A 15,282-nucleotide genomic window follows, 5' to 3' on the forward strand; every position below is an offset into this window, starting at 1 on the left:
GAGCCGTACGTCCGCGGGCGCGGGTCATCCCTTCGTGGCGCCGGCGGTGAGGCCGCCGACGAGCTGGCGCTCGGCGACGGAGTAGAAGGCCAGGGCGGGGACCATGGCGAGGACGAGATAGGCGAAGACGCGGGCCACGTCCTGCGAGTACTGGCCCTGGAACTGCTGGACGCCGATCGGGATGGTCCACCAGGTGGGCTCGTTGAAGACGAGCAGCGGCAGGAAGAAGTTGTTCCAGCTGGTGACGACCGCGAGCACCGAGACGGTGCCGAGCGCGGGCCGCGCCATCGGCAGCAGCACCCGCCAGAAGAAGCCCAGCGGACCGCAGCCGTCGAGGGTGGCCGCCTCCTCCAGCTCGCCCGGGATCTGCCGGAAGAAGCCGCGCAGGATGATGATGGTCATCGGCAGTCCGAAGGCGGCCTGCGGCAGGATCACGCCGAGCGGGTTGTCCAGCAGGTCCATCGAGCGCAGGAGCAGGAACAGCGGCAGCGCCGCCACCGCGAAGGGGAACATCAGCCCCATCGTGAACACCGTGAACAGCACCTCGCGGCCACGGAAGGCGAACCGCGCGAAGGAGAACGCGGCGAGCGCCGAGGCGGCGACCACGAGGAGGGTCGTACCCACCGCGATCAGCGTGCTGTTGCCGACCAGCCGCCAGAAGTCGGTGGAGGCGAGGATGTCGGTGTAGTTGCCGGTGACCCACGGATCGGGCAGCCCGATGGGGTTGCGGGAGAGCTGGTCGGTGGACTTGAAGCCGGAGATGACCGCGTAGAGCAGCGGTACACCCATCACCGTGCCGACCCCGATCAGCAGGAGGTGCAGCGGCAGGTTCCGCCCCCGCGTCTTGTGCCGGACGGTCATGCGCCGCCTCCCCGCATGGTCGTGGTCGCGCCCTCCAGGTCCCGGCGGAGCACGAACCGCTGGTAGGCGAGGGCGAAGACGAGGCTGATGGCGAACATGGCCACGCTGATCGCGCTGGCGTAGCCGACCTGGTAGCGCTTGAAGCCGAACTGGAACATGGTCACGGCCATCGTCTCGGAGTGATGGTCGGGGCCGCCGGCGGTGACCACCCAGACCAGGTCGAAGAGCTGGATCGACCCGATGACGGACAGGAAGACACTGATCCGCAGGGTCGGCGCGAGCAGCGGCAGGGTGACACTGCGGAACCGTTGCCAGGGCCCGGCGCCGTCGATCAGCGCGGCCTCGTGCAACTCCTTCGGGATGGACTGGAGTCCGGCCAGGTAGAGCATCATGTGGAAGCCGAAGTACTTCCAGGTCATCACCAGGAACAGGGTGGCCATCACCATGTCCGGGTCGGCGAACCACTCACCGCCCAGACCGTCCAGGCCGATCCCGCCGAGGACTTGGTCCGCGAGACCGTCGTCCGGGGCGAAGATCATGGCGAACAGCACACCGGTGATCGCCTCGGAGAGCACGTACGGCGCGAAGAACAGCATCCGGTACACGGCCCGGCCGCGCATGCGCTGATTGAGCGCGACGGCCATGGCGAGCGCGAACGGCAGCTGCAGCGCGAGCGAGAGCAGCACCAGGACCAGACAGCGCCACAGGTCGCCGAGGAAGACCGGGTCGTCCAGGAGCCGGGTGAAGTTGTCGACGCCGATGTACTCGGAGGGCATGCCGAAACCGCCCCACCGGAAGAAGGCGGCGTACAGCGCGAACAGGATCGGCAGCAGGACCAGGACGCCGAACAGCACCAGCGCGGGCACCTGGAAGGAGACCGCGGTGAGCCAGTGCAGCGCGCTCCGGCGGACCCGCCCCCGGACCGCGTCGGCGGCCGGGGGCGGCAGGTCCGTGTCAGGACGGCTCCGCTTGTCCGGGAGGAAGGTGGACGTCATCGGCGACTACTGCTCTTCCTTCGCGACGCTCGTGAGCGACTCGGTGACCTGCTCCGGCGACTTCGACCCGGCGATCAGCGCTCCGACACTGTCGTTGACCTCCTGGCCGAGGGCGGGCGCATAGGCCTGGTCGAGGTAGAGCTGGAAGCCGGTGGCAGCCGTCAGCTCCTTGTGCACGGCCTTGATGTTGGGGTCGGCGATGGCACTCTCGGCGCCCGGGACCACCGGCAGCACGCCGGTCTTCTTGACCAGCTCCAGATCGGTCGCCTCGGAGGCGAAGAACTTCAGGAAGTCCACCGCCGCCTGCGGGGCGCCGCTGCGCAGGGCGTGGCCGCCGCCCCCGCCGAACACCTCGGTGATCGCGCCCTGTCCGCCCTCGACCTCGGGGAACGGGAAGAACCCGAGGTCGTCCCCGAGCCCCTTGCCCGCGTCGGCCTGGACGACGGGCGCCCACTGGCCCATCAGCTCCATGGCCGCCTTGCCGTTGCCGACGGTGGCCGCCTGCCCGGTGGGCCCTGAGTAGGAGGCGCCGAGGAAGCCCTTCTGGAACGGCTCCAGCGCCACCAGGTCCTTGAGGTGCTCGCCGGCCTGGACCAGACCGGGGGCGGTGAAGTCCTTGTCCTCGTTGGCCTTCTGAAGGGCGCCCGCACCGGCGGTGCGCATCGCGAGGTAGGCCCAGAAGTACATGCCGGGCCACTTCTCCTTGCCCGCGAGGGCGAGCGGGGCGACATCGGCCGACTTCAGCTTGGTGACCGCCTCCAGGAAGGCGCTCCAGGTGGCCGGGGGCGCGCTGATGCCCGCCTTCTTGAAGAGCGCCTTATTGTACCAGAAGCCGATCATGCCGATGTCGAAGGGAATGCCGTACAGCTTCTCGTCGAGCAGATACGGCTGCCGCGCGACCGGCAGCAGGGTCTCGGCCCAGTCCTTGGTGCGGTCCGAGAGATCCTCGACGAGTCCCGCGTCGACCTGCTGCTTCAGTACGCCGCCGCCCCAGGTGTGGAAGATGTCGGGGAGCTTCCCGGAGGCGGTCAGCGCCGTCATCTTCGACTTGTAGGCGTCGTTCTCCAGCTGGACGATCTTTATCTTCACCTTGGGGTTCTGCGCCTCGAACTTCCGCGCGAGGCCCGCCCAGACGTCCTTCGTGGGCTGGGTGGTGGAGATGTTCCACCACTCGATGGTGGTCGTGCCGTCGGACGACCCTCCGTCCGAGTCGCCGCCGCAGCCGCTGAGTGCCGTCATGCTCAGACCGGCCGCGGCGGAGGCCGCCAGGAAGCCGCGGCGGGAGAGTGCCGGGTCGCCCATCATGCGCTCCTTGAGATCCGGGACGGCGCGTGCACTCCGTCCACCAGGGGTTTCGACAGTTTCGCTTCGAAAGTTTCGGTCGAATGACAGAAAGCTTCGCTGCTGCCGCACCCTAGAGACAGCGCCTGACGGGTGGCAACCCCTCGTACACGGGGAATCCGGCTCCGGCTCGCCCACGGCCGCAAGGGAGTTGGGATCAGCGGTCCGCCGCGCCCCGGCCTATGTACTCGAACCAGTCGAAACCCGCGCTGCCCTCGGTGACGTACATGCCGATCACCCGCCCGGTGAAGCCACCCGCGACCTGGGTGGAGAGATAGCGTCCGTCGAGCTCGGCCACGGTCGCCCCGCCGTCGGAGCTTTCGACCGAGAAGGCGACCGTGTCGGGCCCGCCGGCCCGGACGCCCTCCGCGGGACGCGGCGCGTCGGCCGAGCAGAACTCCACGGCCAGGGTCACCGGCCCTTCCGGAACGACGAGTTGGGCCACGCACTGCCGGACCGGCCCGATCCGGGCGAGCACACTGACCGTGCCCCGGCACACCTCGATGTCGTAGTGATGGGCCTCGTCCATCCGCACCGACAGACCAGCGCGCCCTTGCCCCGGGTCCACCCGGGTCGCCACCCGGCAGTCGTGGTGCTGCTGCCGACGGCCCACGAAGGTGTGGCCGGGCCGGTCGAGGCTGTCACCGGTGGCGTGCAGGGTGAGCCATCCCGGGCGCTCGGCCAGCGACCAGGCGCCGTCGGGGCGGCGGCGCGGGGAGATGAGGTGCGGGGCGAGGGCGGGGGCGTCGAAGTCGTCGCGAGCGGGCTCCGGCGGGAACGGGTGCAGGGCGGCGGGCGCCTCGTAGCGCTCGCGCACGGTGCCGACGCAGGGCCAGCCGTCCGCCCACTCCACGGGGACCAGGAAGGTCTCCCGGCCGAGGACATGGAACTTGGGGAAGAACCCGCGCGGCCGCGTCCCGAGCAGCACCATCCACCAACTGCCGTCGGCCGCCTGGACGAGGTCCGCGTGACCGGTGCACTGGATGGGCAGTCCGGTGCTGCGGTGGGAGAGCACGGGGTTGTGCGGGGCCGGTTCGAAGGGGCCCCTGGGTGAGCGGGCGCGGGCGATGGACACACTGTGCCCGTCCGCGGTGCCGCCCTCGGCGACCATGAGGTACCACCACTCCCCGATGCGGTACAGATGCGGCCCTTCGGGGTCCGCCATGCCCGACCCCGACCAGACCGGCACCGGCCCGTCGAGCACCTTCCCCGCCGCGGGGTCGATCCGCGCGAGCCCCACCCCCGCGACGGCGCTCCAGCAGGTGCCGTCCTCGTCCCAGGCCAGGTCGGGATCGATGCCGGGCAGGTCGATCCACACCGGGTCCGACCAGGGACCCTCGGGACGCTCGGCGGTGACGAGGAAGTTGCCCCCGCCGCCCACATGGGTGGTGATGACGTGGAAGCGGCCGTCATGATGACGGATCGTCGGCGCATAGATCCCGTCGGAGACCGCCAGGTCCTCCGGCACCTCGAACTGCCCCGCACGGTCGAGGACATTGCCGATCTGACGCCAGTTCACGAGATCCCGGCTGTGGAAGACCGGCAGCGCGGGGAAGTACTCGAAACTGGAGCACACCATGTAGTAGTCCGCCCCGACCCGGCACACGCTGGGGTCGGGGTGGAAGCCGGGGAGGACGGGGTTGTCGTACATCCGCATGCGTCAGTCCCTCCGTAGACCGAGCGAAACATTCGGTCTTCCTGGCGAACATTACGGAGCGGACTGTAAGCGGACCCTTGGGGGGCGGCAAGGCTGGCAGCGGCAGGCCTAGGCGGCGGGCGTACGGGCTTCCGGGCCGCTCCCCTGGGCCATGGGCAGGCTCAGCACCATGGTCAGGCCGCCGCCGGGAGTGTCCTCGGCGTGCAGGGTGCCGTCCATGGCCTCGGCGAAACCCCGGGCGACCGCGAGCCCCAGCCCGACACCGGCGCCGCGAGGGGCGTCGCCGTAGCGCTGGAAGGGTTCAAAGACACGCTCCTTCGCCTCGTCGGGGACGCCGGGCCCGCGGTCCACGACGCGCACCTCGACGCGATCGGCGATGGCACTGGCGGAGACGAGGACGGGCGTGCCCGGCGGGCTGTACTTGACGGCGTTCTCCACGACGTTGGCGACGGCTCTCTCCAGCAGCCCCTTGTCCACGTCGACCATGGGAAGCGTTTCCGGGATGTCGAGTTCGACGCTGTCCTCGGGCACCCCGCCGAGCGCCATCGGCACCACCTCGTCGAGGTCGATCTCGCGGACGATCGCGCTGACCGTGCCGGTCTGCAGGCGGGACATGTCGAGGAGGTTCCCGACCAGGTGATCCAACCGGTCGGCGCCCTCCTCGATCCCGGCCAGCAGCTCCGCCTCGTCCTCCTCGGACCACGCCACGTCGTCCGACCTGAGGCTGCTCACCGCCGCCTTGATCCCGGCGAGCGGGGTGCGCAGATCATGGCTTACGGCGGCCAGCAGCGCGGTGCGGATGCGGTTGCCCTCGGCGAGGGTTCGGGCCTGGTCGGCCTCCTCGCGGAGGCGGCGCCGGTCCAGGACCACGGCGGCCTGCGCGGCGAACGCGGCGAGCACCCTGCGGTCCTCGGCGGGCAGCACCCGGCCGGTCAGCGCGAGCGCCATGTGGTCCCCGACCGGTACGTCGACATCAGCGTGCTCGGGGTTCGTGCACGGCCCAGGTCCCACGCTTCCGGCGCAGGTCCACGGGTCGACTTCGCTCGCCCGCTCCAGCAGGGCGGCGGACTCCATGCCGAAGGTCTCCCGGACCCGTTCCAGCAACGCCTCCAGGCTGGTCTCGCCGCGCAGCACGTTGCCGGCGAGGAAGGAGAGGATCTCCGACTCGGCGCGCAGCCGGGCCGCCTGATGGGTCCGGCGGGCGGCGAGGTCGACCACCGAGGCGACCGAGACCGCGACGCCGACAAAGATCGCGATGGCGACGATGTTCTTCGGGTCGGCGATGGTCAGGGTGTGGACGGGCGGGGTGAAGAACCAGTTCAGCAGCAGCGACCCCACCACCGCCGAGGCCAGCGCGGGCAGCAGACCGCCCAGCAGCGCCGCCGCGACCGTCAGGCTCAGGAACAGCAACATGTCGTTGGCGAGGCCGACTTCGGGTGCGACCACGGTCAGCAGGAAGGTGAGCAGGGCAGGACCGAGCACACCGACGGCCCAGCCCCAGAGGATCCGCAAGCGACCGAGCCGGGCGCCCCGGGGAACGGGCAGCCCGCCCCGGCCCTTGCCCACCTCGGCATGCGTGATCAGGTGAACATCGAGATCGGGCCCCGACTCCCGGGCGACGGTCGCGCCGACGCCAGGCCCGAAGACGTACTGCCAACTCTTGCGCCGGGACACGCCCAGGACGATCTGGGTGGCGTTCACCCCGCGCGCGAAGGCCAGCAGCGCCGCCGGTATGTCGTCCCCGACGACGTGGTGGAAGGTGCCGCCGAGATCCTCCACCAGGGTGCGCTGTACGGCGAGTTCCTTGGGCGAGGCCGCGGTCAGCCCGTCACTGCGGGCGATGTACACCGCAAGCACCTCACCCCCGGCACCCTTCTCCGCCAGCCGCGCCGCCCGCCGGATCAGCGTCCGCCCCTCCGGACCACCGGTCAGCCCCACCACGATCCGCTCCCGCGAACCCCAGATCTTCTGCACCCGGTGCTCGCCGCGGTATTCACGCAGGTACTCGTCGACCCGGTCGGCCACCCACAACAGCGCCAACTCCCGCAGAGCCGTCAGATTCCCGGGCCGGAAGTAGTTGGACAGCGCCGCGTCGACCTTGTCCGGCTGATAGACGTTGCCGTGCGCCATCCGCCGCCGCAGCGCCTGCGGCGACATGTCGACCAGCTCGATCTGATCCGCCCGCCGCACCACCTCGTCCGGCACCGTCTCCTGCTGCCGCACCCCCGTGATCGACTCCACCACGTCCCCGAGGGACTCCAGATGCTGGATGTTCACGGTCGATATGACATCGATCCCGGCCGCCAGCAGCTCCTCGACATCCTGCCACCGCTTGACGTTGCGGGAGCCGGGGACATTCGTATGGGCCAGCTCGTCGACCAGCGCCACCTGCGGGCGGCGGGCGAGAACAGCGTCCACGTCCATCTCGGTGAAGGCCGTGCCCCGGTACGCCAGCTGCCCGCGCGCGATCTGCTCCAGACCGTGCAGCATCACCTCGGTACGCGGCCGGTGATAGTGCTCGACGAAGGCGACGACGCAGTCGGTGCCCCGCTCGGCACGCCGGTGCGCCTCGGAGAGCATCGCGTACGTCTTGCCGACGCCGGGTGCCGCACCGAGGTAGATCCGAAGCTTGCCGCGTCCCATGGTCATCCTTCGAAGCGGTAACCCATGCCGGGTTCGGTGATGAGAAAGCGGGGGTGGGAGGGGTCCGCTTCCAGCTTGCGGCGCAGTTGGGCCATGTAGACCCGCAGGTAGTTGGACTTGGTCAGGGCGGCAACCTTCTCGTCGGACGCCCGCCGGGCGGACAGCACGAGTACCGGCACCCGGCTCCAGCCACGCAGGGCCTTGATCACGTCGACGCCGTCCATGTCGGGCAGGCCGAGGTCGAGCAGCGGGGCTTCGGACTTCATGGCGGCGGGAGTCGGCGGAACCGGGACGTGTTCCGGGCCGCCGGCTCCCGTTCGAGTCGGGCAACGCCATCAGCTCTTCGCCACGAGATCCTTGAGGGCGATGTTGAGTTGCAGGACGTTCACGCGGGGCTCGCCGATGAAGCCGAGGGTGCGGCCTTCGGTGTGGTCCCCGACCAGCTCGCGAACCTCCTCGACCGGGAGGCCGTTGCGCTCGGCGACGCGGTGGACCTGGAGTTCGGCGTACGCCGGGGAGATGTCCGGGTCGAGTCCGGAGCCGGAGGAGGTGACGGCGTCGGCGGGGACCTGGGCGGGCTGGACCTTGTAGTCCGCCGTAGAGTTCTCCTTGACGACCTTGGCCTTGGCCTCCTTGACCCACTTGATCAGTTCGGGGTTGTCCCCGGAGCGGTTGGTGGCGCCCGAGAGGATCAGCCGGTACTGCGTGTTGACCGAGTTCTCCCCCAGTCCGCCCGCCGGCCGGGGCTGGAAGTAGTCCAGGCTGTAGCCCTGTTGGCCGATCAGGGACGAGCCGACGACCTCGCCGTCCGCCTTGATCTCCGAGCCGTTCGCCTGGTGGCTGAAGAGCGCCTGGCCCACACCTGTGACCGCCAGCGGATACAGAACGCCCGTGAGCACGGTCAACACGAGCAGCGCCCGCAGCGCCGCCCCCAGCAACCGGCCGGTGTTCACAACGGAGTTGTTCATGGTGGTCCTTCACCCGATCCCGGGGATCAGCGAGATGATCATGTCGATGAGCTTGATGCCGATGAAGGGCGCGATCAGGCCGCCGAGACCGTAGATCCCAAGGTTCCGCCGCAGCATGCGATCCGCGCTGACCGGCCGGTACTGCACGCCCTTCAGGGCGAGCGGCACCAGGGCGATGATGATCAGCGCGTTGAAGATGACCGCGGACAGGATCGCGGAGTCCGGCGAGGACAGGTTCATGATGTTGAGCTTGTCCAGGCCCGGGTACACGGCCGCGAACAGCGCCGGGATGATCGCGAAGTACTTCGCCACGTCGTTGGCGATGGAGAACGTCGTCAACGCGCCGCGGGTGATGAGGAGTTGCTTGCCGATCTCGACGATCTCGATGAGCTTGGTCGGGTTGGAGTCGAGGTCGACCATGTTGCCGGCCTCCTTGGCGGCCGACGTACCGGTGTTCATCGCCACGCCGACGTCCGCCTGCGCGAGCGCGGGCGCGTCGTTGGTGCCGTCACCGGTCATCGCGACGAGCTTGCCGCCGGCCTGCTCCCGCTTGATCAGCGCCATCTTGTCCTCGGGAGTCGCCTCCGCGAGGAAGTCGTCGACACCCGCCTCCTCGGCGATCGCCTTGGCCGTCAGCGGGTTGTCGCCCGTGATCATGACCGTCTTGATGCCCATGCGGCGCAGCTCGTCGAACCGCTCCCGCATGCCGTCCTTGACGACGTCCTTGAGGTGGATGACGCCGAGGATCCGCGGGCCCTTGGCGTCCTCGACGGCGACGAGGAGCGGCGTACCGCCGGCCTCGGAGATCCGGTTGGCGAGGGCGTCCGCGTCGTCCGTGACCCGGCCGCCCCGCTCCTCGACCCAGGTGATGACCGAACCGGCCGCGCCCTTGCGGATCATGCGTCCGTCGACGTCCACACCCGACATCCGGGTCTGGGCGGTGAACTCGATCCAGCCGGCCTGGGCCAGCTCGCCCTGGTGCCGCTCACGCAGCCCGTACTTCTCCTTCGCCAGGACGACGATGGAGCGGCCCTCGGGCGTCTCGTCGGCCAGCGAGGAGAGCTGGGCGGCGTCGGCCAGTTCGGCCTCCGTCGTTCCGCGCACCGGCACGAACTCGGCAGCCTGGCGGTTGCCCAGCGTGATGGTGCCGGTCTTGTCGAGCAGCAGGGTGGAGACATCACCGGCGGCCTCGACCGCGCGGCCGGACATGGCGAGCACATTGCGCTGGACCAGCCGGTCCATGCCCGCGATGCCGATCGCGGAGAGCAGGGCGCCGATGGTGGTCGGGATGAGGCAGACCAGCAGGGCGATGAGAACGACCATCGTCAGGTCGGTGCCCGCGTACTCGGCGAACGGCGGCAGGGTCGCCACGGCCAGCAGGAACACGATGGTCAGCGACGCCAGCAGGATGTTCAGCGCGATCTCGTTCGGCGTCTTCTGCCGGGCCGCGCCCTCGACCAGGTTGATCATCCGGTCGATGAAGGTCTCGCCGGGCTTCGTAGTGATCTTGATGACGATCCGGTCGGAGAGGACCTTCGTACCGCCGGTGACCGCCGAGCGGTCGCCGCCGGACTCCCGGATGACCGGGGCCGACTCACCGGTGATCGCCGACTCGTCGACGCTCGCGACGCCCTCGACGACATCACCGTCGCCGGGGATGACATCGCCCGCCTCGCAGACGACCAGGTCACCGATCCTCAGCTCGGTACCGGCGACCACCGTCCCGTCGACCTTGCGGGCCACGGTGTCGGTCTTGGCCTTGCGCAGCGTGTCCGCCTGCGCCTTGCCGCGTCCTTCCGCGACCGCCTCCGCCAGGTTGGCGAAGATCACCGTCAGCCACAGCCAGGCGCTGATGGTCCAGCCGAACCAGTCGCCCGGGTCCTTGAAGGAGAAGACCGTCGTCAGCACGGAGCCGACGAGGACCACGAACATCACGGGCGACTTGACCATCACCCGCGGGTCGAGCTTGCGGAACGCGTCCGGCAGCGACTTGACCAGCTGCTTGGGGTCGAACAGGCCCGCGCCTACCCGCCCCTCGGAGGGCTTGTGCCCGGTGGGTGCGTCCTGGTGGGGCGCAAGGGTGGGAGTGGACATGGAGTCCTGCTTCTTTACGTCGGTGGTCATCACGCCAGCCCTTCGGCGAGCGGCCCCAGCGCGAGGGCGGGGAAGTAGGTCAGACCGGTGATGATGAGGATCGCGCCCACCAGCAGCCCGGTGAACAGCGGCTTCTCGGTGCGCAGGGTGCCCGCGGTGGCCGGCACCGGCTTCTGCTCGGCGAGCGAACCGGCCAGGGCCAGCACGAACACCATCGGCAGGAAGCGGCCGAAGAGCATGCACAGGCCGAGCGTGCTGTTGAACCACTGCGTGTCCGCGTTCAGACCGGCGAAGGCCGAGCCGTTGTTGTTCGAGGCGGAGGTGTAGGCGTAGAGGATCTCGGAGAATCCGTGTGCCCCGCTGTTGGTCATCGAGTTCGCCGGGGTGGGCAGCGCCATCGCGAAGGCGGTGAAGACGAGCACCAGCGCCGGGGTGACGAGGATGTAGCAGGCCGCCAGCTTGATCTCGCGGGTGCCGATCTTCTTGCCCAGGTACTCGGGCGTACGGCCGACCATCAGTCCGGCGATGAACACCGCGATGATCGCCATGATCAGCATGCCGTAGAGGCCGGAGCCGACACCGCCGGGCGCGATCTCGCCCAGCATCATGCCGAGCATGGTGATGCCGCCGCCGAGGCCGGTGAAGGAGGAGTGGAAGGAGTCGACCGCGCCGGTGGAGGTGAGCGTGGTCGATACGGCGAAGATCGACGAACCGCCGATGCCGAACCGGACCTCCTTGCCCTCCATCGCACCCTTCGCCAGCTCGAACGCCGGGCCGTGGTGGGCGAATTCGGTCCACATCATCAAGGCGACGAAGCCGAGCCAGATGGTGCCCATCGTGGCGAGGATGGCGTATCCCTGCTTCACCGAGCCGACCATGACGCCGAAGGCGCGAGTCAGGGAGAACGGGATGACCAGGATCAGGAAGATCTCGAACAGGTTGGAGAACGGCGTGGGGTTCTCGAAGGGGTGGGCGGAGTTGGCGTTGAAGTAACCGCCGCCGTTGGTGCCCAGCTCCTTGATGGCCTCCTGCGAGGCGACCGCGCCCCCGTTCCACTGCTGCGAGCCGCCCATGAACTGGCCGACCTCGTGGATCCCGGAGAAGTTCTGGATGGCGCCGCAGGCAACCAGCACAATGGCGGCGACGCCCGCGAGCGGCACAAGGATGCGAACGGTGCCGCGCACCAAGTCGGCCCAGAAGTTGCCGAGTTCACCGGTGCGGGAGCGGGCGAAGCCGCGCACCAGCGCCACCGCGACCGCGATACCCACAGCCGCCGAGACGAAGTTCTGCACGGCCAGACCGGCGGTCTGCACGACGTGGCCCATGGCCTGCTCGCCGTAGTACGACTGCCAGTTGGTGTTGGTCACGAACGACACGGCGGTGTTGAACGCCTGGTCCGGGTCGATCGAGGAGAAGCCCAGCGAGCCGGGCAGGACGCCCTGGAGCCGCTGGAGGCCGTAAAGGAAGAGGATGCCGACCACGGAGAAGGCGAGGACGCCGCGCAGGTACGCGGGCCAGCGCATCTCGGTGTCGGGGTTGGCTCCGATCTCCTTGTAGATCCACTTCTCCACACGCCAGTGCTTGTCGGAGGAGTAGACCTTGGCCATGTAGTTGCCGAGGGGGACGTGGACGAGCGCCAGCGCCGCTATGAGAGCGACCAGTTGGAGGACGCCGGCGAGTACGGGACCCATATCTGCTCTCAGAACCTCTCCGGGAAAACAAGGGCGAGGACGAGATAGCCCAGCAGGGCGACGGCGACCACCAGGCCGACGATGTTCTCGACAGTCACAGCTTCGCCACCCCCTTGGCGACGAGAACCACCAGCGCGATCGCCGCGATCGTGGTGAAGACGAAGGCCAGATCGGCCATCGTGAGCTCCTGGAGTGTGCGGTTCGGTTGGACAGGGACGATTAGAGGAAACCGCTTCTCTGGCCGGAAACGACCGTCGTTGACGGCTCCCTTACGGGCCCGTGCGCGGCTTTGACGGGACTCTTACGCCTGGTGTGCGGCAGGCCTCAGCGCAGCCGGAAGCGCAGCCGGAAGCGCAGCCGGCAGATGACCGCGTCGGTGTCGCGCCGCACGGCGTGCGCGACCACGGCACCGCGCTGGTTCTGGAGGATCCGCTGCCACCACCGCTCCGGCTCCGTCTCCGGGATCAGCACGGTGACACGGGTGGCCGGCTCGGCCACGGCGACCTCACGGACGTAGGCGGCGATGGGACGGCCCAGTGAGCGGTGCTCGCTGTTCAGCCGGACCAGGGGCACGCCGGGGTTCCACTGTCTCCAGCCCAGCTCCAGGGCGTACAAGGCGGCTCGGTCCTCGGGGTCGGGGTAGCAGACGGTGACCGCGCGGACTTCGTCGCCTAGCGAGGCGGCGGCGGTCAGGGCCTCGGAGGTCAGCCGGGACAGGGAGGAGACGGGGACGATCACGACCGAGCGGTCGCGGTGCGGGGCCTGGGGAGTGCGGCCGAGGCCGAGCCGCTCGCCGATCCGGCTGTAGGCGCGGTGCACGGTCTCGAAGGCGAGTACCAGCAGCGGCAGGGCCACGACGATGAGCCAGGCGCCCTCCTCGAACTTGGTCGCGGTGACGACGACGGCGGAGATGCCGGTGAGGAGGCCGCCGAACCCGTTGAGCAGCGCCTTGCGGGGCGCGCCTGCCTGACGCCAGTGCCGGACCATGCCCACTTGGGCGATGGTGAAGCCGACGAAGACACCGATGGCGAAGAGCGGCACGAGGGTGTTGGTGTCGCCTCCGGAGAAGACGAGCAGGGCGGCGGAGACGAGGGCCAGGGCGAGCACGCCGTGCCGGTGGACCTGCCGGTCGGCCTTGAGGGCGAAGACGTGCGGAAGGTAGTTGTCGCGGGCCAGCAGCTTCAGCAGCACCGGGAGGCCGCCGAAGGAGGTGTTGGCCGACAGGGCCAGCAGGATCATCGTGGCGAACTGGATGACGTAGAACGCCCAGTTGTGGCCGAGGGAGGCGTCCGCGAGCTGGGCGAGGGCGGTGACGCCCTCGACCGGCTGGAGGTGGAAGCGGGAGATCAGCACCGAAAGACCGATCAGCATCACTCCGAGGACCGCGCCGAGGGCGACCTCGGCGTGCTGGGCCCGCTTGCCCCGCGGGGTGCGGAAGGAGGGGACGGCGTTGGCGATGGCCTCGACGCCGGTGAGGGCGCTGCATCCGGAGGCGAAGGCCTTCAGCAGGAGCAGGGCACCGACGGTGGTGGCGTTGTCGGCGAGCACCGAGGCGTGGCCCTCGGCGGTGGCGGTGCTGACGGGCGCGGACCGGAAGAGGCCGACCGATATGAGCACGAGGATCGACCCGACGAACACGACGGTCGGCACGATGAACGCCTTGGCCGACTCGACGATGCCGCGCAGGTTCACGCCGGTGATCAGCACCAGGACGGCCAGACACAGCCACAGCCGGTCGGCGTAGAGCTCCGGAAAGGCGGAGGTCAGGGCGGCGACACCGGCGGTGACGGCGACGGCGACATTCAGGACGTAGTCCAGGACCAGCGAGGCGGCCGCCACCAGGCTGGTGCGCGCACCGAGGTGTCGCTTGGCCACGGCATAGGATCCGCCGCCGTCCGGGAAGGCCGCGATCACCTGCCGGTACGAGGCGACCAGCACCGCCAGCAGGCCCGCGATGGCCAGCGTGACCGGCAGCGTGAAGCCCAGCCCATGGGTGCCGGCTGCGGCCAGGACGAGCACGATCGCCTCGGGCCCGTAGGCCACGGACGCCATCGCGTCCAGGGACAGCGCGGCCAGGCCGGTGACCGCGGTGAGGCGATGGCGCTCGCCGGTATCGGGCGGCTCCTCGCCGGCAGGGTCGGCGTCCGGTTCGGCGGTCAGCACGGACATGGCTGGGTGCTCCTTCGTACGGTGTGCGTTGTCCAGCCAGATTCCGTCCGCGCCGACGCGCCACCGGGCACTCCTTGCGGGTTCTTCGCGCCGATCCGGACGACTTTGACGGATCGCTGACGCGCGGTGGGACGTCAAGAAGCGGCGGCGCTCCGTCAGAGTCCCGTCAACACGCGCGATCCGCGCACGTGCCGTCCCTGGCGTCGGCGGCATGGAACACACACAGCCGGAGAGCCCAGTGGTGTACGACCGTCAATGGGCGCCGGACCTGCTCAGCTCGGTCCGCTGCTCGGGCCTGGTCCTCGGGCTGTTCCTGCTCGTCGACTGGGGTGCCGACACCCTTACTCCGGCGCGCGGGGCGCTGTGGGTCACTCTCGCCGCGCTGCTCTTCGTGGTGCTGTGCCCGGCCCGCGTGACGGCCGGCGAGGGCTGGCTGGAGACGCGCCGTCTGCTGGTGACCCGGCGGGTACGCACCGACCTGCTGGTGTCGGTGCGCTGCCTCGACGGCGTGGCCCAGCGCCTGGTGCTGCGGAATGCCTTCTGCGACCGGGTGGAGATCGACCCCCTGCTCCTGATCGGCAACCCCGACCTCTGGCACCGCCTCGACGAGGACACCCAGCGGTCCGTGGCCGCGGGATCCCTGCTGTGCGGTCGGACGGCACTGCGTCAGGCGGCCGAGCGCATCGACCGCAAGACCGCGGAGACGGTGTTCAAGGTGTCGGGCCTGGACTGAGGGCAGCGTCACGCTGGGTGGCGACCCGGCTCACTACGCGGCCGACCCAGTCTTAACGGAAGCTTGACGCCTGCACCCCCCGTGATCCGTAGGCCCAGGCGTCACTCTCTGCTTACGCTGATGCGGCCGT

At 69.6% G+C, this 15,282-nt stretch carries 11 protein-coding genes and 1 pseudogene; 1 reads left to right on the plus strand and 11 read right to left on the minus strand.

Going from position 1 to position 15,282, the window contains the following annotated elements; genetic code table 11:
• Window positions 1-24 precede the first annotated feature (24 nt).
• The 11 genes and pseudogenes from STRCI_RS06960 to STRCI_RS07010 all read right to left on the minus strand — a co-directional run bounded on the left by STRCI_RS06960 (window position 25) and on the right by STRCI_RS07010 (window position 14,419).
• Window positions 25-861, minus strand: a complete 837-nt coding sequence (locus STRCI_RS06960; RefSeq protein ID WP_269657975.1) for a carbohydrate ABC transporter permease — start codon at window positions 859-861, stop codon at window positions 25-27.
• The gene (locus STRCI_RS06965) at window positions 858-1,856 is read right to left on the minus strand and encodes a carbohydrate ABC transporter permease (RefSeq protein ID WP_269657976.1); all 999 of its coding nucleotides are present in this window, start codon (window positions 1,854-1,856) and stop codon (window positions 858-860) included. Before STRCI_RS06965 ends, STRCI_RS06960 begins: the two co-directional genes overlap by 4 nt.
• Window positions 1,857-1,862: 6 nt before the next feature.
• Window positions 1,863-3,158 carry an extracellular solute-binding protein gene (locus tag STRCI_RS06970; RefSeq protein ID WP_269657977.1) on the minus strand — a complete coding sequence of 432 codons (1,296 nt, stop codon included), beginning with the start codon at window positions 3,156-3,158 and terminating at the stop codon, window positions 1,863-1,865.
• 196 nt (window positions 3,159-3,354) lie between these two features.
• Window positions 3,355-4,854 (minus strand): glycoside hydrolase family 43 protein, encoded by a 1,500-nt coding sequence (locus STRCI_RS06975; RefSeq protein ID WP_269657978.1) that lies wholly within the window; start codon window positions 4,852-4,854, stop codon window positions 3,355-3,357.
• 108 nt (window positions 4,855-4,962) lie between these two features.
• A complete protein-coding gene (locus STRCI_RS06980) occupies window positions 4,963-7,497 on the minus strand; it encodes a sensor histidine kinase (protein WP_269657979.1) in 2,535 nt (844 codons plus the stop codon).
• Window positions 7,498-7,499: 2 nt separating this feature from the next.
• Window positions 7,500-7,769: pseudogene (locus tag STRCI_RS06985) on the minus strand (winged helix-turn-helix domain-containing protein); the annotation flags it as partial.
• Window positions 7,770-7,832: 63 nt separating this feature from the next.
• On the minus strand, window positions 7,833-8,465 hold the full coding sequence (locus STRCI_RS06990; RefSeq protein WP_269657980.1) for a potassium-transporting ATPase subunit C: 633 nt from the start codon (window positions 8,463-8,465) through the stop codon (window positions 7,833-7,835).
• Between the two features lie 9 nt (window positions 8,466-8,474).
• Window positions 8,475-10,589, minus strand: a complete 2,115-nt coding sequence (gene kdpB / locus STRCI_RS06995; protein ID WP_269657981.1) for a potassium-transporting ATPase subunit KdpB — start codon at window positions 10,587-10,589, stop codon at window positions 8,475-8,477.
• Entirely contained in the window at window positions 10,589-12,250 is a 1,662-nt protein-coding gene (gene kdpA / locus STRCI_RS07000) for a potassium-transporting ATPase subunit KdpA (protein WP_269657982.1), read from the minus strand. The genes kdpB and kdpA overlap by 1 nt, the downstream gene beginning before the upstream one ends.
• Before the next feature lie 8 nt (window positions 12,251-12,258).
• A complete protein-coding gene (gene kdpF / locus STRCI_RS07005; RefSeq protein WP_018543380.1) occupies window positions 12,259-12,348 on the minus strand; it encodes a K(+)-transporting ATPase subunit F in 90 nt (29 codons plus the stop codon).
• 226 nt (window positions 12,349-12,574) lie between these two features.
• Window positions 12,575-14,419, minus strand: coding sequence for an APC family permease (locus tag STRCI_RS07010; RefSeq protein WP_269657983.1), 1,845 nt, complete (start codon window positions 14,417-14,419; stop codon window positions 12,575-12,577).
• 211 nt (window positions 14,420-14,630) lie between these two features.
• On the opposite strand from STRCI_RS07010, the gene STRCI_RS07015 reads away from it, so the two are divergent.
• Window positions 14,631-15,152: a hypothetical protein gene (locus STRCI_RS07015; RefSeq protein WP_269657984.1), complete on the plus strand. Its 522-nt coding sequence runs from the start codon at window positions 14,631-14,633 to the stop codon at window positions 15,150-15,152.
• Window positions 15,153-15,282 lie beyond the last annotated feature (130 nt).

It is taken from the genome of Streptomyces cinnabarinus, assembly GCF_027270315.1.
Lineage (GTDB): Bacteria > Actinomycetota > Actinomycetes > Streptomycetales > Streptomycetaceae > Streptomyces > Streptomyces cinnabarinus.